General features: G+C 67.0%; 15 protein-coding genes and 1 riboswitch. Of the genes, 4 read left to right on the top strand and 11 right to left on the bottom strand.

Translation table 11 applies throughout. The features are described from left to right. Positions 1 to 183: 183 nt before the first annotated feature. From M8009_RS11975 to M8009_RS11960, 4 genes are all read right to left on the bottom strand, one after another. Entirely contained in the window at positions 184 to 2,070 is a 1,887-nt protein-coding gene (locus tag M8009_RS11975; protein ID WP_250061395.1) for an SLC13 family permease, read from the bottom strand. 130 nt (positions 2,071 to 2,200) lie between these two features. Further along, entirely contained in the window at positions 2,201 to 3,007 is an 807-nt protein-coding gene (locus M8009_RS11970) for an enoyl-CoA hydratase-related protein (RefSeq protein WP_250061393.1), read from the bottom strand. Further along, on the bottom strand, positions 3,004 to 5,196 hold the full coding sequence (locus M8009_RS11965; protein ID WP_250061391.1) for an acetate--CoA ligase family protein: 2,193 nt from the start codon (positions 5,194 to 5,196) through the stop codon (positions 3,004 to 3,006). Before M8009_RS11965 ends, M8009_RS11970 begins: the two co-directional genes overlap by 4 nt. 76 nt (positions 5,197 to 5,272) lie before the next feature. Continuing rightward, positions 5,273 to 6,079, bottom strand: a complete 807-nt coding sequence (locus M8009_RS11960) for an enoyl-CoA hydratase/isomerase family protein (protein ID WP_250061383.1) — start codon at positions 6,077 to 6,079, stop codon at positions 5,273 to 5,275. A gap of 244 nt (positions 6,080 to 6,323) precedes the next feature. Here M8009_RS11960 and M8009_RS11955 point away from each other — a divergent pair, with 244 nt between their 5' ends. Further along, positions 6,324 to 7,241 carry a MurR/RpiR family transcriptional regulator gene (locus M8009_RS11955; RefSeq protein ID WP_250061381.1) on the top strand — a complete coding sequence of 306 codons (918 nt, stop codon included), beginning with the start codon at positions 6,324 to 6,326 and terminating at the stop codon, positions 7,239 to 7,241. A gap of 130 nt (positions 7,242 to 7,371) precedes the next feature. Here M8009_RS11955 and M8009_RS11950 read toward each other — a convergent pair whose 3' ends face one another. Together M8009_RS11950 and M8009_RS11945 are read right to left on the bottom strand one after the other, a co-directional pair. Continuing rightward, a complete protein-coding gene (locus M8009_RS11950) occupies positions 7,372 to 8,349 on the bottom strand; it encodes an NADPH:quinone reductase (protein ID WP_250061380.1) in 978 nt (325 codons plus the stop codon). A gap of 81 nt (positions 8,350 to 8,430) precedes the next feature. Beyond that, positions 8,431 to 9,015, bottom strand: coding sequence for a hypothetical protein (locus M8009_RS11945; RefSeq protein ID WP_250061378.1), 585 nt, complete (start codon positions 9,013 to 9,015; stop codon positions 8,431 to 8,433). A gap of 150 nt (positions 9,016 to 9,165) precedes the next feature. Between M8009_RS11945 and M8009_RS11940 the strand changes: the two genes are divergently transcribed. Beyond that, positions 9,166 to 9,921, top strand: a complete 756-nt coding sequence (locus M8009_RS11940; protein WP_250061376.1) for a glycerophosphodiester phosphodiesterase family protein — start codon at positions 9,166 to 9,168, stop codon at positions 9,919 to 9,921. An 84-nt stretch (positions 9,922 to 10,005) separates the two neighbouring features. Here M8009_RS11940 and M8009_RS11935 read toward each other — a convergent pair whose 3' ends face one another. The 5 genes from M8009_RS11935 to M8009_RS11915 all read right to left on the bottom strand — a co-directional run bounded on the left by M8009_RS11935 (position 10,006) and on the right by M8009_RS11915 (position 16,293). Next, complete coding sequence (locus M8009_RS11935) at positions 10,006 to 11,421, bottom strand: xanthine/uracil/vitamin C permease (RefSeq protein ID WP_250061374.1); 1,416 nt, start codon at positions 11,419 to 11,421, stop codon at positions 10,006 to 10,008. A 359-nt stretch (positions 11,422 to 11,780) separates the two neighbouring features. Then, the gene (locus M8009_RS11930) at positions 11,781 to 12,548 is read right to left on the bottom strand and encodes an ABC transporter ATP-binding protein (RefSeq protein ID WP_250061372.1); all 768 of its coding nucleotides are present in this window, start codon (positions 12,546 to 12,548) and stop codon (positions 11,781 to 11,783) included. Further along, positions 12,548 to 13,516, bottom strand: a complete 969-nt coding sequence (locus M8009_RS11925) for a FecCD family ABC transporter permease (RefSeq protein WP_430886916.1) — start codon at positions 13,514 to 13,516, stop codon at positions 12,548 to 12,550. The genes M8009_RS11930 and M8009_RS11925 overlap by 1 nt, the downstream gene beginning before the upstream one ends. Before the next feature lie 28 nt (positions 13,517 to 13,544). Further along, on the bottom strand, positions 13,545 to 14,441 hold the full coding sequence (locus M8009_RS11920; protein ID WP_250061364.1) for a cobalamin-binding protein: 897 nt from the start codon (positions 14,439 to 14,441) through the stop codon (positions 13,545 to 13,547). 10 nt (positions 14,442 to 14,451) lie between these two features. Next, on the bottom strand, positions 14,452 to 16,293 hold the full coding sequence (locus M8009_RS11915; protein WP_250061362.1) for a TonB-dependent receptor domain-containing protein: 1,842 nt from the start codon (positions 16,291 to 16,293) through the stop codon (positions 14,452 to 14,454). Between the two features lie 133 nt (positions 16,294 to 16,426). Beyond that, a riboswitch (cobalamin riboswitch) is annotated at positions 16,427 to 16,646 on the bottom strand. 130 nt (positions 16,647 to 16,776) lie between these two features. Here M8009_RS11915 and M8009_RS11910 point away from each other — a divergent pair. Continuing rightward, positions 16,777 to 17,865 carry a PA0069 family radical SAM protein gene (locus M8009_RS11910; RefSeq protein ID WP_250061359.1) on the top strand — a complete coding sequence of 363 codons (1,089 nt, stop codon included), beginning with the start codon at positions 16,777 to 16,779 and terminating at the stop codon, positions 17,863 to 17,865. Positions 17,866 to 18,019: 154 nt separating this feature from the next. Then, positions 18,020 to 19,351 (top strand): sulfite oxidase, encoded by a 1,332-nt coding sequence (locus M8009_RS11905; RefSeq protein WP_250061358.1) that lies wholly within the window; start codon positions 18,020 to 18,022, stop codon positions 19,349 to 19,351. The last annotated feature ends 6 nt before the right edge of the window (positions 19,352 to 19,357 follow it).

The following is a 19,357-nucleotide window of genomic DNA, read 5'->3' as shown; positions in this document are numbered from 1 at the left end:
GAGGGGGCGCTGTGAATACCTCCCTGTACGCTACCGATGCCCTGCTTCGCTCTCGCGTCCCGCTCCGCTCGCAGGTCCGGTGCAAGCCATCCATGGCCAGCCCGTTCGGAGCAGTGCTCCTCACCCCTGGCATAGCCCCCCTCTACACCCTTTCCCCGGCGCCTCTCGCAATCTGGCTCCGCTCTAAAGCGGCCACACCAGCAGGATCATGGGAATGGCCACCGCCAGCACCACCATCTCCAGCGGCAGGCCCATGCGCCAGTAGTCCCCGAAGCGATAGCCCCCGGGGCCCATTACCAGGGTGTTGGACTGGTGGCCGATGGGCGTGAGGAAGGCACAGGAGGCACTGACGGCCACCGCCATCAGGAAGGGGTCCAACGACACCTCGAAGCCACGCGCCAGGCTCGCGGCGATGGGGGCCATCAGCACCGCTGCCGCGGCGTTGTTGATGATGTCGGAGAGCATCATGGTGATCACGAAGAGGCCCACCAGGGTGACCACCACGGGCCACTGCCCGCCCCAGCCGAGCATGGCGTCGGCGATCAGCGCCGCCCCGCCGCTGGTCTCCAGCGCCTCGCCCACCGGAATCATTGCCGCAAGAAGTACGATCACCGGCCCGTCGATCGCCTGGTAGCCCTCACGCAGCGGTAGCACCCCCACCAGCAGCGAGACCAGGGCGGCCGTGGCGAGCGCCACCGCCGCGGGCAGCACACCCAGCAGGATAGCCAGGATGGCCGCGGCGAAAATGGCCAGGGAGACCAGCAGCAGGCGCGGCTGACCCAGGGCAAGGTTGCGGCTGGCCAGCGGCAGGCAGCCCAGGGTCGCCAGGCTCTCGGAGAGCTCGCTCTCACCGCCCTGCAGCAGCAGGACATCGCCGGCCCTGAATCGGATATCACGCAGGCGCTGCTTGAGGCGTCCCCCGTCGCGGGCCACGGCCACCAGGTGCAGGCCGAACTGGTTGTGCAGGCGCAACTGGCCGACGGTGCGATTGACCATCATGGAGTCGTTGCGCACCACCGCCTCCACCAGCTGCAGCCCCTCGGTATCCACGCCCTTCTTTTCCTTCTCCTTTTTGCTCTCCTTTTCGTTCTCCTCATCACGCGCCATTTCCTGCGCCGCGTTTTCCGCTTCCCGCGCGTTGTCGTCGGCCTCATCCTGATGCGCCGTCTCGTCCTCCTCCTCGGGTTCCTTGCCTACGCGAAGCCCTGCCTTGTCCTCCAGCAGCTTCATCTCCTCGGGGCCCGCCTCCAGCAGCAGGATATCGCCGGCCCGCAGCTCACCGTGGAAGGCATGGCCGGCGCGGCGCCTGTCGTCACGCACCACGGCCAGCACCGGGACGGTCTCCTCCAGGGCCTCGTGCAGGTCACGCAGCGTCCAGCCGTTGGCCTTGGCCTCCTCGTCCACCTCGAGCTCGACCAGGTAGTTGGCGGTGTCGAACATCTCCTCGGTAGAGGCCTTGCCGGCCCGCTGGGGTACCAGCCGCCAGCCGATCAACAGGATGAAGGCGAGCCCGGCCAGGGCCACCGCCACGCCCACGGGAGAGAAGGAGAAGAGCCCGAAGGACTCGCCGGTGACCGAGCCCCGGTAGCTGGCGATGATGATGTTGGGCGGTGTGCCGATCAGGGTGGTCAACCCGCCCAGCAGCGAGCCGAAGGCCAGCGGCATCAGCAGCAGTGACGGCGAGGTGTCATGCTCGCGGGCCAGGCGCATGGCCACCGGCAGCAGCAGCGCCAGGGCCCCGACGTTGTTCATGAAGCCGGAGAGCACCACCACGGTACCGGTCAGCGCGGCCAGCTGGAAGAAGAGCCGTTCTCCCGCCCTGAGCACCTGCTGGGCGATCACGTCCACCACGCCGGAGCGCTCGAAGCCACGGCTGAGCACCAGCACCGCCGCCACGGTGATCACCGCCGGGTGGCCGAAGCCGAGGAAGGCCTCGCCGGCCGGGACCAGGCCCAGCAGCACCGACCCCAGCAGCGCCGAAAGGGCCACTAGGTCGTAACGGAAGCGCCCCCAGACGAAGGCGGCAAGCGTCAGCCCCAGGACAATGAAGACCAGCGTGCTGTCGGCCATGACACCTCCCTGTGCAGTCGTGGAGACTCAAGCACACCAGCCACAGGAGAGAAAAGCCAGACCTTTCGCCTCACCCGGAGGCGCAGAACCCGGCCTCGGCCGGGTTCCATGGGTTGCGCTGTCGCAACGCCTACTTCCTGGCCATCTTCTCCAGCATGGCATTGACGGCATCGAGGTGTTCGGGCTCGTTATGGCACATGCCCTGGAAGGTCGCACAGAGGTCGAGGAAGTCGGGCAGCTCCATGCGGCTGCCCATCTTCATCAGCCGCTTGGTCAGGCGCGTCGCCTTAGGCGGCTGGGCCGCCATCTGTGCGGCCATCTCGCCGACCCGTTCCATCAGTGCCTCGGGCTCGGTGACCTCCAGCACGATGCCATAGGCCTTCGCCTCCTCGGCATCGATCACCCGGCCTGAGAGCGTGAGCTCGAAGGCGCGCTGGTAGCCGATCAGGCGCTGCATGAACCAGGCGCCGCCATCCCCGGGAATGATGCCCAGGTTGAGGAAGGTCTCGCCGAACTTCGCCTTGCGGGAGGCAATGCGAACATCGGCCATGTTGGCCAGGTCGAAGCCGGCGCCGATGGCCGGGCCGTTGACCGCGGCGATGATCGGCACCTCCACGCCCTGCAGGGCCAGCGGGATACGCTGGATGCCCCGCCGGTAGCGGCTGGCGACCTCGGCCACATCACCGGCAAAGTCGCCGCCGCGCTCTGCCATGTCCTTGACGTTGCCGCCCGCGGAAAAGGCCGAGCCCTCTCCGGTGATGACCAGCACGGAGACCTCGTCGCAGGCATTGACCCAGTCGGCCACGGCCACGATGTCATCCACCAGGGCGGTGCCGGTCAGGGCGTTGCGTACGTCATGGCGATCCAGGGTCAGGGTGGCCACCCGACCCTCCAGGCGCAGGCGGGCGTCGGTCAGTTGCGGTTGGGTCAGGCTCATGCGTGAGTGTCCTTGTCGGTGGCAGCGCTGTCACGGTCGACGATAACCCGGGCATCCACCACCGCATAGCCGTCGGCGTTGACGATGACCGGGTTTAGATCGAGTTCCTTGAGGTCCGGGTAGGCGGCGACGATGCTCGACACCTTGAGCAGCAGGTCGACCAGCGCCTCCTTGTCGACGGCGGACTCGCCGCGCACCCCCTCGAGGATCCGCTTCGCCTTGATCTGCTCCACCATGGAGCGGGCATCATGGCGCGACAACGGGATAGCGCGGAAGGCCACATCCTCGAGGATCTCGACGAAGATCCCGCCGAGGCCGAACATCAGCACCGGGCCGAAGATCGGGTCGCGGATCACCCCGACGATCACCTCCACGCCCTTCTTGGCCATGGGCGTCACCAGCACGCCCTCGATCTCGGCGTCGGCGTCGTAGGCCATGCAGGCGTCGAGGATCGCCCGGCGAGCATCATGCATGGCGGCTTCGCCCACCACGTTGAGCTTCACGCCGCCGGCGTCGGACTTGTGCAGGATGTCCTTCGAGACGACCTTCATGGCCAGCGGCGTCTCGCCCAGCGCTGCCGCTGCCGCGGCAAGCTCGGCCTCGTCCCTGACGACCCGCTCCACCGGGACCTCGACGCCGTGGTCGCGCAGCAGTTGCTTGGCCTCGTACTCGAAGAGGTCACGCCCCTCGGCCCGGGCCTGGTGGAACATGGCGGTAAGCTCGGGACGGGCATCCACCGGCGTCTCGCGGGAGTAGTCATGGGTCTGCGCCAGGTACTGGCCGCGCTCGCCCAGCGCCGCGAGTACCCTGACCGACTGCTCGATGGAGGCGTAGACCGGCAGGCCCGCCTCGTGCAGGCGCCGCAGCGCCGGCGGCTTGATCGGCGTATAGAGGCTGTAGATCACCAGCGGCTTCTCGGTGACGTTGGAGAGGTCCACCATCGCCTCGGCGCCGCGCATCTCGTCGCCTAGCAGCGACTCGGCGAAGCGGGTGCTGTAACCGCCGAACATGCCGACCAGGAAGACGCTGTCGACGTTGTCGTCGGCGGCGACGATCTCCATGCAGGTGGCGAGCAGCGAGGGATTGGTGTCCGTGGAGCCTGCCACGTCCACCGGGTTGACGGTAGACGCCTGGGGGAAAAGTACCTCGCGAAGCTTCGCCCGGGTGGCCTCGGAGAGCTCGGCGAGCTCCAGGCCCGCCTCGGCCAGGCGGTCGGAGGCGATGGTGGCCTGGCCGCCGCCATCGGAGATCACCGCCACCCGCTTGCCGCGGGACTTCTGCAGCAGCCCCAGGCCCTCGGCCACCGGGAGAATCTCGTCGGAGTACTGCACCACGCTGACCCCGGACTGCCGGAGCAGGTCCACGGTCATGGCGTAGCTGCCGGCCAGTGCACCGGTATGGGAGCTGGCGGCCTTCTGGCCCTGCTCGGTGGAGCCGGACTTGTAGACCACCACCGGCTTCATGGCCGTGACGTCACGGGCCACCTCGAGGAACTTGCGCCCGTCCCGGAAGCCTTCCACATAGAGGGTGGCCACCCGGGTGTTCTCATCCTCGCCCAGGTAGCGCAGGTAGTCGTTGAAGCCGATATCACTCTGGTTGCCGGGGCCGACGTAGGTGGAGAAACCCACCTGGCCATTGTGCTGGGCCTCCAGGGCCAGCGACAGCAGCATGTTGCCGGACTGGGAGATGATGCCCACGTCACCCGGCTTGACGTTGTCCAGCGCCAGCAGGTTGATGTGGTGGTGCAGGTTGAAGACGCCCGAGGTATTGGGGCCGATGATCCGCACCCCGTGCGCCTCGGCCTTGGCCATCATCTCGCGCTCGAGGTCGGCGCCCTCACCGCCGACCTCGGCGAAACCGCTGGCGAGTATCACCGCCCCCTTGATGCCGCGACGGCCACACTCGGCGATCAGCCCCGGTACGCTGGCCGCCGGCGTGCAGATCAGCGCCAGCTGGGGGTTGCCGGGGATCGCCGTGACCGAGGGCCAGGCCTTGACCCCGAGGATCATGTCGGCCTTGGGGTTCACCGGATAGATGTCACCGCGATAGCCGTCCTTGATCAGGCCGACCATCGCCTTGTAGCCCCGCTTGGTGGGGTCGGCGGAGGCGCCGACCACCGCGATGCCGGTTGGCGCCAGGATGTCGTGCAGGGGGCTGCGGGTCGGGAGGTGTCCTTCGATGGGATTCATGTGCTGCTGACCTTGACCGCAAGGGTCGTTGAATGGTGACAACGGGCCCGGCAACTGGCCGGGCGCGAGAGAGGAATTATTTGCCCTGGAAGCGGGGCGTGCGCTTCTCGGCGAAGGCGTCGACACCCTCCTGCCAGTCCTCGGTGGTCGAGCAGGTGAAGACCGCATCGAGTTCCTGCTGCAGCTGGCTCTCCAGGTTCGTGTCGCTGCCCTGGTTGACCAGCCGCTTGAGCATGGCGATGGAGACCGGGGCCTGCTTCGCCAGCTCGCCGGCCAGTGCGCGGGCCTCGTCGAGCAGGGAGTCGGCGGTCCAGCTGGAGGTCGCCAGGCCGATGCGGGCGGCTTCCTCGCCGTCGATGCGCCGGCCGGTGAAGAGCAGCCGGCGCGCCTGGGCCAGGCCCACCAGCTCGGGCAGGAGCTTGGAGACGCCGCCACCCACGCAGGTGCCGATGCTAGTCTCGGGGAAACCGACCTGGGCATCCTCCGCCATCAGGATGAAGTCGCAGGAGACCGCCATCTCGGCGCCGGCACCCAGGGCATAGCCGTTGACGGCGGCAATCACGGGCTTCCTGAGGCGCAGGATCGCCTCGCAGACGTCGTTGCCCAGCTGCAGGTACTGGCGGCGCTGGAACAGCGACCGCTTGGCACTGCCATGCTCCTTCATGTCGGCGCCGACGCAGAAGGCGCGGCCCTCGCCGGTGAGGATCACGGCACGGATATCGACCTCGGCCTCTGCTTGGGCGAGGGCATCGAGCAGTTCGGTATACAGCGCCTCGACCACGGCATTGAGGCGATGGGGCCGGTTGAAGCGAATCTCCATCACCTGGCCGTGGCGCTGGGTGATCAGGGTCTCGTAGGCGGGATGCTTGGCGGAGTGGCTCATGTCGGGTTCGGTCGTTCCTGGGAGTGGCTGACGATAAATGAAACAAACGTATCAATCATGATGACAATGAGGCACGTCTGTTTTGCAGGCATCCTAGACGAAGGTCCTGAGGAACGTCAATACAGATGTGTCATTGTTTTTTTAATCAGACACACTTGTTTCATTCATGCCGCCCCGCATGCGTTACAATGCGCGCTTGCGTGATGGGCCGATGCCAACAACATGATCAGGTGAGGAGAACCGCGTGCTGGAACCGCAGACCCCGACCCCGGATTCGCCGCCGGAGGCCCCGGCGGGACTGGATGCCGTCAACCAGCAGCTGGCCGAGGCCTATCCGGAGCTGAGCCCGCAGCTCAAGCTGGCCGCCGGCTACGTGCTGGAACACCCGGTAGAGATCGCCTTCCAGTCGATCCGCAAGTCGGCCGCTGCCGCCAAGGTCACCCCCTCGACGCTGATGCGGCTGGCCAAGCGGCTCGAGTTCGAGAGCTATGAGCAGTTCCGCGAGGTGTTCCAGTCGGCGGTACAGGCCGGACCGGTAGAGCTCTCGGGGCGAGCCAGCCAACTGCGCAGCCTGGCCAGCCAGACCGACGACCAGGTGTTCCTGGACGTCGGAGACGCGGCCTTCGACAACATCGGCCGGCTGTTCACCGCCGACAACCAGAAGAAGGTCCGCGAGGCGGCAAAGCTGCTGCTGGGCGCCAGAAAGGTGGCGGTGGTCGGCTTTCGCGACACCTTCGCCTGCGCCTACCACTTCGCCTACGTGGGGCGCATCGCCATGCCCGACGTCCACCTGATTCGCGGGCTGGAGGGTGGCCTGCTTACCGAGCTGGCCCCCTTCGGCGAGGGCGACGTGGTGATCGCCTTCGGCTTCGAGCCGTACTGTGCCGAGACCATGCGAGCCCTGGAGATCACCCGTGCCAACGGCGTGAGTGCCATCGTGGTTACCGACACCATGCGTTCGCCGCTGGTGCCCGGCGCCAGCATCACCTTCCCGGTGGCCAACGCCACGCCGCACTTCTTCCCCTCGATCCTCTCGGCGATCACCCTGATCGAGGTGCTGCTGGCCGAGTGCGTGGCCTTCGGCCCCGACGACCTAGTCGACAACGTGGCACGTTTCGAGTCGCGGATGCGGGAGATGGGGGCTTATGTGGAGCAGGCATAGCGCCGAGGGACGAGGGACGAGGGACGAGGGACGAGGGACGAGGGACGAGGGACGAGGAGCAGAGTGGTGGTTCAGAACGCCGAGGGCAAGCCGCCAGGCGTTCATTGCCCCTCGCCCCTGCCCGAAGGGCCTAGGGCAGCAGAATGGTGGACCCGGTAGTCTGGCGCCCCTGGAGGGCCTCCTGGGCCTTGCCGGCTTCTGCCAGCGGGTAGCGTTGGGCGATATCGACCGTCACCTTGCCGCTCTCCAGCATCGCGAAGAGCTCACCGGCCATCCATTCCAGACGCTCGCGGGTGTCGGCATAGCCGTTGAGGCTCGGCCGGGTAACAAACAGTGATCCCTTCTGGTTGAGGATACCGATGTTGACGCCCTCGACGGCACCGGAGGCGTTGCCGAAGCTGACCATCAGCGAACGGGGCTTGAGGCAGTCCAGCGAGGTCTCCCAGGTGTCCTTGCCCACCGAGTCATAGACCACGTCGCACATCGCCCCATCGGTCAGCTCACGGACCCGCTCGACCACGTCCTCTCGCGTGTAGTCGATGGTCGCCCAGGCACCGTTCTTCTCGGCCAGGGCCGCCTTCTCCGGCGAACTGACGGTACCGATCAGCTTCACGCCCAGCGCCTTGGCCCATTGGCAGGCAATGGAGCCCACGCCCCCGGCGGCGGCGTGCCAGAGGATCGTCTCGCCGCCCTCCAGCGGGCAGGTCTGGCGCAGCAGGTACTGCACGGTCAGGCCCTTGAGCATGCTGGCGGCGGCGGTCTCGACGTCGATGCCGGCGGGTAGCGCCACCACCTTGGCCGCCGGCAGCACATGCTGTTCGGCATAGGCGCCCAGCGGCCCCTGGGCATAGGCAACACGGTCACCCACCTCGAGGTGGGTGACGTCCTCGCCCACCGCATCGACCACGCCGGCCCCTTCGGTGCCCAGGCCGGAGGGCAGCGAGGGCGCCGGATAGAGGCCGGTGCGAAAGTAGATGTCGATGAAGTTGAGGCCGACGGCCTGGTTCCTGACACGGACCTCGCCGGGCGCCGGCTCGGCCGGGGTGACGTCGACGAGTTCGAGGACCTCGGGCCCACCGGTGCGAGCGAACTGGATACGCTTGGCCATGGGGGTGCTTTCCTTGTGCTGCCTGCGGGATGGGCCCACCAGTCAAGCGCCGTGGCTACGCGGGGTCAAGTCGTGCCGCCGTCAGAGCGTGGCGGGAAAGGTTTCCAGCCCACGGATGAAGCGCGCCTTGTAGTCATCGAACTGCTGGCGGTCGCGCTTGAAGGACTGGATCACCGCCGCCTCGTCGAAGGTCAGTGCCCGGGGCAGCTCCTCGAGGGAGGTGGCGGGATGCTTGGGGCCCAGGCCGATCCGCACCCCGGCCATGCCATCCAGCCAGCGGGTGATGCCGGCGTCGCGAAAGCGTGCCTCCTGCTCGGCATCTCGGGCATCGACACGCAGGGGGGCCTTGAGCGCCAGCTCGGCGACCAGGCGCTCGGCCGGCCGTGCCACGCTCTCCTGCTCCTGTTCCTGGTCAAGCTCAGCCAGCAGCATGACGGTCATGCTGCTGCCGACCTCGTCGAGCACGAGCAGGGCCAGCGCCACCGGCCGCGACTGGTCATCCACCAGGGCCAGCACCCTGGCCGCCTCCTGCTTGACCAGCACGCCCAGGGTGCCGGCGAAGGTCGCCAGCGGCCTGAGGCCCGCCTCCTGGCCATAGGCCTCGGCGCACAGCCGGGCCAGGCAGGCCTCGCGCTGCCGGGGATTCTTGATATGCACGACTCTCATCTCACTCTCCTCGTCTCGTCGGGTCCGGCACCATCACCAGGGCGCGAAATCGCGCAGCCTACCATATCCACGTCATGGCGGATGACGATACGCTGTAGAGCGCTTCCTCGCCGCCAGTGGACGGCGCCTCGCTGACCAGGACGACTGTGCATGCCCCACCCCGACCTCCCCCTGCCCCGCCTGATTGCCCACCGCGGCCTCTCCGCGCATGCCCCGGAGAATACCCTCTCCGCCGTGCGCGCCGCCCACGCCGCAGGCATCGGCTGGGTGGAGCTGGACGTGCAGCTGCTCGGCGACGGCACCCCAGTGATCTGGCACGACGCCAATATCCGGCGCTGCTCCGATGGCCGCGGGCGACTGACCGACCTGAACCTGGCCGCTGCCCGCCGGCTCGATGCGGGCAGCTGGTTCGGCGACGCCTTCCTGGGCGAGCGCATCGCCACCCTCGGGGAGATGCTGGCCCTGCTCGACGAGCTGGAGATGGGGGTGAACCTGGAGCTCAAGGTGAATCGCGGCCGCGACCCGCTGGCCCTGGTGAAGGCCGTCCTGCCCCCGGTGATGGAGGCGCTGCCGCCGACGCGCTGCCTGGTCTCCTCCTTCAACGACACCGCCCTGGCCCAGGCACGCGCCCTGGCCGGGCCCGAATCACTGGCACTGGGCGTGCTCTTCGAGGCGATCGGCCGGGACTGGCGCCGGCATTGCGAGCCGGTGCAGGCCTTCAGCGTGCATGCCGACTGGCGGCGCCTCAAGCAGGCGCGCGTTCGCGAGGTCGTCGAGGCGGGCTACCGGCTGCTCTGCTACACGGCCAACGACCCCGCCGCCTTCGCCCCGCGCTGGCAATGGGGCGTCACGGCGGTGATCAGCGACGACCCGTCGCGCTTCAACGGCCACCTGCCCGACGCCTGACGCTCTCCCCCAACGGCCTCCCCAACAACGCTGCGGGCCGCCCCGAGAGGCGGCCCGCATCAACTGCTGCACTAGCACCCAGGATCAGCGCGTGACAGGCTCCGGCTCGGGGCCATCCTCTGCCTCCACCGCCATGTCGTCTTCCACCGCGATCGGCTCCTCGGGTTCGGCAGCGCGCGCACGGCGTGAGCGGTGCTCGACCATGAAGTAGAGTACCAGGCCGACACCCAGCCCCCAGGCGGCGCCGTGGGTCGCCAGCACCACCCCCATGATGCCGGCCACGCCCATGGCCGTCGCATTGCGGATCTGCTCCACCGCCACGGCGATGCACAGGTAACCGGTGATCAGCAGGGTGATCGATAGCGCGATCGGCAGCACCGGCCGGAACAGGGTGATCAGCGGCAGCATGAACAGCGCCAGGAAGCCGACGATCCAGAACACCGAGGCGCCCGAGTAGATGGTGTCCATGGCCTTGCGCCCGTAGCGGTAGCGCTCGGCGATGGTCGCCATGGCACCGGTGAACAGCGGGCCGGCGAGCCCCGGATAGGGGGCAAGGAAGGCGTGCATCAGGTTGCGCAGGCCGGTGATCAGGTGGACACGATCGACATTGACCTCGATCTTCTCGTCGGGCCGCAGGTGGTCGACCCGCTTGATCAGGCTCTGGCCGACGATGATGTCACCGAAGGCGATGATATAGGCGATGATCGCCGTGGGGATCGCGGCCAGCAGCAGCTCCACGCCCGGCAGCCCGACCGCGAAGGGCAGGTAGCCCCAGATACCGGCGAAGTCGGGCATCGCCATGCCCCACTCGATCTCGGGCAGCGGGTACTCGCCCACGCCCCAGCCGATGGCCATGGTCACCAGCATGCCCGGCACCATGCCGTATGAAGCGATGTTGCGTGCCCAGCGGTGCCTCTCGGCGAGGTCGCGGAAGGAGAGCGAGAAGAGCACGTAGAGGGTCACCAGGCCACCGATGCCCAGCGAGATCGGCGTGTTGTAGAGGCGGCCGCCGGCACTGATCTCGCCGCTGATCGCCGCGATGCCCGCCCCCAGCAGGATGCCCGCCTTGATCGAGTCGGGAATGTTGTTGACCAGCTTGGAACCCAGCCGGGTCACCGCCATGAACAGGAAGATGGCCGTCACCACCAGCTGCAGGGCTACCATGGCGCGGATCGCCTCGGGGCCGGGCGTGAAGTCACTCAGGAACAGCAGCACCACCGGGATCGCGGGGGTGATCCAGCCGGCGATGAAGGGCACGCCGAGCAGCGGTGGCAGGATGAAGCCGATGCCGCAGACCACCACGAAGGCCAGCGCCACCTCGTAGGGTACCCCCAGGTACTGCTCGAGCAATGGGATCATGCCCATGGCGATGACAAACATCACCAGCGCCTGGACGGTCTCGGGAATCTCCCAGCGGAAGTGGATAAAGGGCAAGCGCAGCTTGAAGGGGCCGAGGGGCCAGTAGGGATGTTCTTCACCGTATTCGCGTTTGAGCAGCACGTCGGTTCCTCATCGGTTCTGATTGGGCATGAGCGGTCCTTGTCGTCGTTTGTTGTTGTTGGCCCCGATCGTTTTACGCGGGTGCAGCAAGGGAGCACATTCGACCTTCTATCGAACGGAGGGACGGTACGGCCACCCTTCGCTGTCGACAATCATCCCTTCAACTACCGCCTGCCAGCAGCGGTAATGGCGTTAAGGCCATCAGGTTCTGGAAGGTTGTCGACACTTTACCGGGCGGTTTGGCGACGTTTACGTCAACGGCATCCATGTGGATAAAGCTGCGGCCAACACCGGGGCGGCAGGAGAACGGACAGCGAAGATGCCAGCGCCCGGCGGCGGGCACGACCAAAGTGCAAGGCTCAGGGAACGGCGACAAACACCCTCGAGCCCTCCACCTCGGCACTGGCCAGCCGCTGGCCATAGAGTCGCTCGAGGACCTCGGGTACCAGCATGCTCTCCGCCGGGCCCCAGCAGGTCTCACCGTTCGGATAGAGCAGCAACAGGTGATCGCACCAGCGAGCAGCCAGGTTGAGGTCATGCAGGCAGATCATCACGCCACGGCCCCTGGCTCCCTGCTCGGCCAGCAGCCGCATCACCGCCACCTGGTGGTGCAGGTCCAGATGATTGGTGGGCTCGTCGGCGAGCCAGACGCCCGGATCCTGGGCCAGCAGGGTGGCGATCGCCAGCCGCTGGCGTTCGCCGCCGGAGAGCGTGGACACTTGGCGCCCGCCCAGCGCGGCCAAATCGAGTCGCGCCAGGGCGCGATGGGCCAGCGCAAGGTCCTCGGCGGTTTCCATCTGCCAGGGGGAAAGCCAGGGGTGGCGACCGATCAGGGCGGTCTCCTCGACGGTGGCGGGAAAGCCGTCGTGATGCTCCTGGAAGACCAGGCCCAGGCACTGGGCCAACCGGCGACGGCGCAGGCGCGTCAATGGCAAGCCATCCACCTCTACCGAGCCGGCGCGCGCAGAGCGCAGGCCGGCCAGGGTATGCAGCAGGGTGGTCTTGCCCGCGCCGTTGGGTCCCAGCACTCCCCAGATCTGGCCCGGCAGCACCGCGAGGTCCAGCGGGTCGCCGCCGTTGCGGCCCGGCACGTCGATGACCAGCCCACGGGTCTCCAGGCGACTCATCAGCGGCTCCGGTGCAGCAGGTAGAGGAAGGTCGGCACGCCGAGCAGGGCGGTGATCACCCCCACCGGGAGTTGCTCGGGGGCAATGACCGTCCGCGCCAGGGTATCGGCGAGCACCAGCAGGGTGCCGCCGGCCAGGGCACAAGCGGGCAGGATCAGCCGCTGGTCGTTGCCCAGCGCCAGGCGCAGCAGGTGCGGCACCACCAGCCCCACGAAGCCGATGCTCCCGGCCGTGGTCACGGCGACGGCGGTGACCAGGCTCGCCAGCAGGTAAACCAGCCACTCCAGGCGCCGGACCGCTACGCCCAGGGCCGCGGCCTGCAGCCCGCCCCGCGCCAGCACGTTGAGGCTTCGCCCGAGCGGCACCACCAGCAGGCAGACCAGTCCCAGCAGGCCGAGCGCGGCGCCGGGCGCCCGCGCATGGGCCAGGTCGCCCATCAGCCAGTAGAGCATGCCCGGCAGCTGCCGGGACGGGGTGAGCGACAGGATCAGGGTAATCACCGCCCCCCAGCCGGAGGCGACGACCACGCCGGTGAGCAGCAGCCGCGAGGGGGTCCAGCTGCCGGTACCGTGGGCCAGGCCGAACACCAGCAGGGTCGCCGTCAGGGCGCCGGCAAAGGCCGACCCCGAGACCAGGGCACTGCCCAGCCCCGCCAGCATCGCCAGCAGGGCACCCACGGCCGCACCGCCGGAAAGCCCCAGCACATAGGGGTCCGCCAGCGGGTTGCGCAGCAGCACCTGCATCAGGGCGCCGGCCACCGCCAGCAGGCCGCCGGTGGCGAAGGCGGCCAAGGCACGTGGCAGGCGCAGCTCCAGGATCAGCGTGCGTGACAGGGCGTCGCCCCCGCCGCCCAGCGCGGCCAGGCTCTTCCCCAGTGGCAGGGTCACGCTACCCAGGGAAACGGCGAGCCCCAGGGCGGCCAAGGCGGCGGCAGCCAGTACCCCCAGGGTCAACGCCAGCTGGCCCAGGGTAAGGTGCCCCCGTGATGCGCGCGGGCTAGCGCCGCCCACGGGCTACCTCCAGCCTGTCGCAGAGGAGCCGGCTGCCCTCCAGCAGGCGCGGCGTGGGCCGCTGGAGCAGCGACGGGGGCACGAAGAAGAGGTTATCGCGAGCCACCGCTGTCAGCTCGGGAAAGCGCTGCCAGTCTTCCAGCCAACTGCGATTCTCCTCCCCCCGCCCTCCGGCGAGGATCACCTCGGGGTCGGCCGCCAGCAGGGCCTCCTCGTCGATACGCGGCACCAGCCGCGACAGGCCACCGAAGACGTTCACGCCCCCGCAGAGCGTGACCACCTTGCCGATCAGGTGCTCGTCGTTGACGGTCATCAGTGGCGAATCCCACACCTGGTAGAACACCGGCACCGGTGAGGCAGCTTCATGGCGCGCCGACAGTTCGGCAAGGCCCTGGCGAAAGCGCTCGGCGGCCAGGCGTCCCTGCGCCTTGCTGCCGGCCAGACGCGACAGGCGCTCGAGGGCCGTCGCGATGCCCTCGAACTCCCGTGGCTCGATGCGGAACACGGGTACCCCCAGCCGCTCGAGGCGCTCGACCTGCTCGGCGGGATTGCCGGTGACCCAGCCGATCACCAGGTCGGGCTGCAGGGCCACCAGTCGCTCCAGGTCCAGGCGGTCATGGCTGCCCACCGAGGGCAGCTCGCCGGCCTCGGGCGGGTAGTCGCTGTGATCCACCACCGCCACCAGCCTCTCCCCTGCCCCGGCCGCGAAGAGCAGCTCGGTCGCCCCGGGAGAGAGCGCGACGATGCGCTCAGCCGGCGCCGCCAGGCAGACCTCACGGCCGGTATCGTCGATGGCGCAGACCTCATCGGCGCTGGCCTGCCCGACAAGGCCGGCCAGCAGCACGAGCAAGAGCCCGACCACGCCCGACAGACGGTGAATCACTGGCGGCTCCCTACGGGCCAAAGTGGACGCTTACAAAGGCCGCCCGGCCGGCGTTGATGTAGTCATCGCCGTCAAAGAATTTTGCCGTAGCGTACTGCTTGTCCAGAACATTCTCGACGTTCAATCTGGCTGACCACATCGGCGCAAACTCCCAGCCGGCTCGCAGGTTGACGATGCCATAGCCCGGGAGTCGCTCTTGATTGTCAGGATCACTGTAACGTTGGTTCTGGGCGATCCATGACGCCCCCAGCGACCAGTCGCCCAGTTCACGATCGACATCGACACGCAAGCTCTGGGTAGCACGGTTCGGCAAGCGGTTACCCTCGTAAATCCCAGAGCGGTTTTCCGGGTTGGTATAAGTCAAAGCAGTTGCAACTATCCAAGTGTCGAGATTATAGCCTGCGGAAAGCTCGATACCACGAATTCGTGAGGTCGGCACATTATCTCTCAGAGTTTGCCCAGCAATCAGATTTTCTATATCGGTTTGATAAGCCGCTGCATCCCAAAACCACGACTCAAATTGACCACGAACTCCCAACTCCAGTGTTTCAGATGTCTCTGCCTCCAAATCAGGATTTCCAAATCCTGGATAGTAAAGATCATCAAAAGTCGGCGCCTTGAAGGCCGTACCATAATTCGCTCGTAATGTATGGTTGGCATTCAAATCGTAGCCCAGTGCCAGGCTACCGGTAACCTCTTCGCCATAAGCCTCGTTGTCATCGTGGCGCAAACTGGCCTGCAGCGAGACGGGGGAGAAGTCCAATAGTCCTTGTGCAAACACGGCAGTATTATGTCGACTCTCAACGTCATAAGAGCCCAAAAAACCGGTATCACTTCCTTCTACACTGTCTTCCACATGCTCTGCCCCAAGAATCAACTCGTGAGGGCCGAGATGAAGGGTGTTTTTCCACCTCGCTGTGTCTGTCTTGGTGTTAAAGTTTGAATTATAAGCGTAGTTGACACTCTCATCACGTGCCTCGCTCAGTGTCAACCTGCTGAGCCAAGTATCTGTTATTGGCAGCTCACCATAGACCCCAGCCACCTGCTGGACATAGTCAGTATCAGCTGGAAATCCACCTGCATCAAACTCGGTATTCCCGGTAGCTCGAAGCGCCAGCATGCCCACCTCCGCGCCACCGTCTAAGGTGTGCGAAAGCCTGACCAAGCCGGAAGTGTTGTCGTAGCTTTTCTCATCACCACCGCGACGCACCGGCACGCCCTCGGTATCGAAGCGGCTGGCTGCGAAATGGTAGCGGGTGCCGCCCTCGGCGCCGGAGAGACTGGCGGAGTAGCGTTGAGTCTCGAAGGAACCTCCGCCGACGGAAATGCTCGGTTGAGGATCACCCTCTTTCCCTTCGGGAGTGAACAGTTGGATCACGCCACCCACCGCATCGGCGCCGTAAAGGCTGCCGCGGGGGCCGCGCACGATTTCGGCACGTTCGAACATTCTTGGGTCGAGGTAGTGCCAGGAGGCGCCGCCAAGGGATGCCGAACGCAAGCGGATGCCATCAATCAACAGTAAGCTTTGATTATTGGAAGTACCGCGGATATAGACGTTACTGACCTTGCCAAAGCTGCCATTAGTGCTGACATCCACCCCGGGCTGACCGCGCAGCACATCCGTGATGCTGACGGGATCCTGGCGACGCAGGGCGGCCTCGTCGATCACGGTGACGGAGGAGAGGCTCTGGTCGGCGGTGCGGGGCGCCAGGGCAGCGGTCACGACCATCGGGTTGAGCTCGACGGAGGTGGACGCCGGGGCGGCGGTGTTCGACTGGGCGTGGACGGCCAGCGGAAGCGCGGCGAGGCCAAAGGCGGCCAGGCCCCGGGCAGAGTGATTTCTGGTTTTCATGATGTGTCCCTTGCTCACCGTGCTCACCCGCACGGCGTGATGGCGTGTTGTGCGCCGAGGCGGCAAGGGGTCGAGGATAAAGGACGAACGGAAAAAAGCGGCGCCGGCCCTGCCTCGAGGTCGCCCACCGCAACTCGGCATGAACTCTCGGGCCGGTCTCCGGGCTGACGAGAGAACGCCGGGCATGAAGCAGGCCCGACCTTCCGAACGACCGCCTTCCCGTGCAGCAGCACAGTGGCGTGATGGCCGTTCTTTCCTCGATCACCGTTGCGGGGGCAGCGTCGGAATGAGATCACCGACTTCCCGTTTCACTGGCAGACGCATCCACCAGCACCTGAGAGTGCGCGTAAGCTAGCAACCCCCCGGTGAAGCGTCAACGCGCATCGCCCAGCAGTTTGACCTGGCTCAGGCGACCTGCCATGGGCTGACAGATCCGCGTCGCACACTTATACTGATTATAAATACAGTAAAAAGGCATCCCCGATGGTCCACCAGCCGAACCGCGATGGGGTGGCTCGCAAGGGTCGCGGCGCCACCTATGCCCCCCACAACCGCTTCGCCCCGACCACCAGCGAGCCGGTCGACGACGGCTGGTGGCAGGAGGAGGCGCCGACGAGCCTGGCCACCGAGGTGCGCGAGGAGCACACCCGCAGCGCCCTGGCCTGGAACAGCTCTCCCGACCTGCCCTTTGACCGCTCGATCAACCCCTATCGAGGCTGCGAGCATGGCTGCATCTACTGCTACGCCCGGCCGAGCCACGCCTACTGGGACCTCTCCCCGGGGCTCGACTTCGAGACGAAGCTGATCGCCCGCACCGGCCTGCTGGAGCGCCTGCGGGACGAGCTGTGCCGGCCCGGTTACCAATGCCGGCCCATCAATCTCGCCGGCAACACCGATGCCTACCAGCCCCTGGAGGCCCGCTACGCCACCACCCGCGCCATCCTGGAACTGTTGCTCGAGTGCCGCCACCCGGTGACCCTGGTCACCAAGGGCGGGCTGATCCTGCGCGACCTCGACCTGCTCCGGGCCCTGGCCAAGCAGCGCCTGGTGCGGGTAATGGTCAGCCTGACCAGCCTCGATACCGAGCTGAAGCGCACCCTGGAGCCGCGGGCCGCCTCCCCGTCGGCAAGGCTGAGAGTGATCCGCACCCTGGCCGAGGCCGGTATCCCGGTGGGTGCCCTGGTCTCGCCGGTGATTCCGGGGCTGACCGACCATGAGCTCGAGCGCCTGCTCAAGGCCGCCGCCGACGCCGGAGCCACTACAGCCGGCTGGATGCTGCTGCGCCTGCCCCGGGAGGTCGCCCCGCTGTTCGAGGCGTGGTTAGTCGAGCACTACCCCGAACGGGCCGGCAAGGTGATGAGCCTGATCCGCCAGTGCCGCGGCGGCGCCGACTACGACCCGCGATTCGGCACGCGCATGCGGGGCGAGGGGGTGTTTGCGGAACTCCTGGAGCAGCGCTTCCACAAGGCCTGCCGCCGCGTTGGTTTGAATGATCCAGCGGCCATGGCGAGCCAGCCACTGGATACCTCGGCCTTCCGTCCACCCCGCGCCCAGGGCGATCTCTTCGAGTAGCGGGCCGAGCTTACCCCCGACGATTCCCTGCTATGCTGGAATATTGTAAGACATGGAGTGAGGGAACACTCCGGCACGACAATCACAACACCGGCCCGGCACGCGCACAGGACGACCCGACCAGCGCCAGCCAGAGCCTGCCAGGAGTCCCGCCATGACACGACTACCCCCCGATGCCAAGACACGCGGCATCCATGAGCTCTATGCCGAGGATCCCGAGGCCGCGGATCTCAAGCTCTGGGGCCGCGAGGTGGATCCCGTGAGCCGCCGGGGCTTTTTGAAACGCTCCAGCCTGCTCGCCATGGCGGCCGCCGTGGGGGGCTCCATCCCCTTCGCCGACCGCATGCCGGGCGGGCTCATCCCCGCCGCCCTGGCCCAGAGCGACGAGCCCTTCACCCTCGAGGGCAAGGAGGGGCTGACCGTCCTCAACGACAGGCCCATCAACGCCGAGACCCCCGCTCACCTGCTGGACGACGACATTACCCCGGCCAAGCACATGTTCGTACGTAACAACGGCATTCCCCCGGCGGTGGAGAACATCGACGTCGATGCCTGGCAGCTGGAGATCGGCGGGGAGTCCTGCGAGAACCCCCAGAACTTCTCCATCGCCGACCTCAAGGAGAGGTTCGAGCACCACACCTACCAGCTCCAGGTGGAGTGTGGCGGCAATGGCCGCAGCGAGTACGTGCCCTCGGCCAGCGGCAACCAGTGGACCACCGGCGCGGTAGCCTGCCCCACCTTTACCGGGGTGCGCCTGCGCGACGTGCTCGAGGCCTGCGGAATCAAGGACGATGCCGTCTACATCGGCTACTACGGCGCCGATGCCCATGCCAGCGGCGACCCCAACAAGGATCCGATCTCGCGCGGGGTCCCCATGGAGAAGGCCCTGGAGGACGAGTCGCTGATCGCCTGGGCGATGAACGGCGAGGACATCCCCTATCTCAATGGCCACCCGCTGCGCGTGGTGTGTGGCGGCTGGCCGGGGTCGGTCTCCGGCAAGTGGTTGCAGCGTATCGTGATCCGCAACCAGAAGCATGACGGCACCAAGATGGGCGCCCCCTCCTACAGCGTGCCCAAGCACCCGGTGGCGCCGGGCAGCAACGTGCCCAACGAGGACTTCGTCACCATCCAGTCAATGCCGGTGAAGTCGCTGGTCACCTTCCCGAAGTCAGGCATCGACCATGCCCTCGGCGAGGCCATGACGGTGCGCGGCCATGCCTGGGCCGGCGACCTGGCCGTGAAGGAGGTGCAGGTTTCCATCGACTTCGGCGCCACCTGGCAGAAGGCCGAGTTGAAGGAAGCCCCCAACCGTCTGGCCTGGCAACGCTGGACCACCACGGTGGAGTTCCCCGAGCCCGGCTACTACGAGGTGTGGGCCAAGGCCACCGACGAGGAAGGCCGCGCTCAACCCATGGTCGTCCCGGGCTGGAACCCCAAGGGCTATCTCAACAACGCCTGCCATCGCATCGCGGTCCAGGTGGCCTAGGAGGTA

The sequence above is a fragment of the Halomonas gemina genome, from assembly GCF_023554995.1.
Classification (GTDB): domain Bacteria; phylum Pseudomonadota; class Gammaproteobacteria; order Pseudomonadales; family Halomonadaceae; genus Halomonas; species Halomonas gemina.
Note: the sequence above shows the minus strand (reverse complement) of the source record. Positions and strands in the feature narration are given on the sequence as shown.

Coding starts and splice junctions, on each gene's coding strand:
- M8009_RS11975 (WP_250061395.1), bottom strand. CDS start 2,070: ATGGCCGACAGCACGCTGGTCTTCATTGTCCTGGGGCTGACGCTTGCC.
- M8009_RS11970 (WP_250061393.1), bottom strand. CDS start 3,007: ATGAGCCTGACCCAACCGCAACTGACCGACGCCCGCCTGCGCCTGGAG.
- M8009_RS11965 (WP_250061391.1), bottom strand. CDS start 5,196: ATGAATCCCATCGAAGGACACCTCCCGACCCGCAGCCCCCTGCACGAC.
- M8009_RS11960 (WP_250061383.1), bottom strand. CDS start 6,079: ATGAGCCACTCCGCCAAGCATCCCGCCTACGAGACCCTGATCACCCAG.
- M8009_RS11950 (WP_250061380.1), bottom strand. CDS start 8,349: ATGGCCAAGCGTATCCAGTTCGCTCGCACCGGTGGGCCCGAGGTCCTC.
- M8009_RS11945 (WP_250061378.1), bottom strand. CDS start 9,015: ATGAGAGTCGTGCATATCAAGAATCCCCGGCAGCGCGAGGCCTGCCTG.
- M8009_RS11940 (WP_250061376.1), top strand. CDS start 9,166: ATGCCCCACCCCGACCTCCCCCTGCCCCGCCTGATTGCCCACCGCGGC.
- M8009_RS11930 (WP_250061372.1), bottom strand. CDS start 12,548: ATGAGTCGCCTGGAGACCCGTGGGCTGGTCATCGACGTGCCGGGCCGC.
- M8009_RS11915 (WP_250061362.1), bottom strand. CDS start 16,293: ATGAAAACCAGAAATCACTCTGCCCGGGGCCTGGCCGCCTTTGGCCTC.
- M8009_RS11910 (WP_250061359.1), top strand. CDS start 16,777: ATGGTCCACCAGCCGAACCGCGATGGGGTGGCTCGCAAGGGTCGCGGC.
- M8009_RS11905 (WP_250061358.1), top strand. CDS start 18,020: ATGACACGACTACCCCCCGATGCCAAGACACGCGGCATCCATGAGCTC.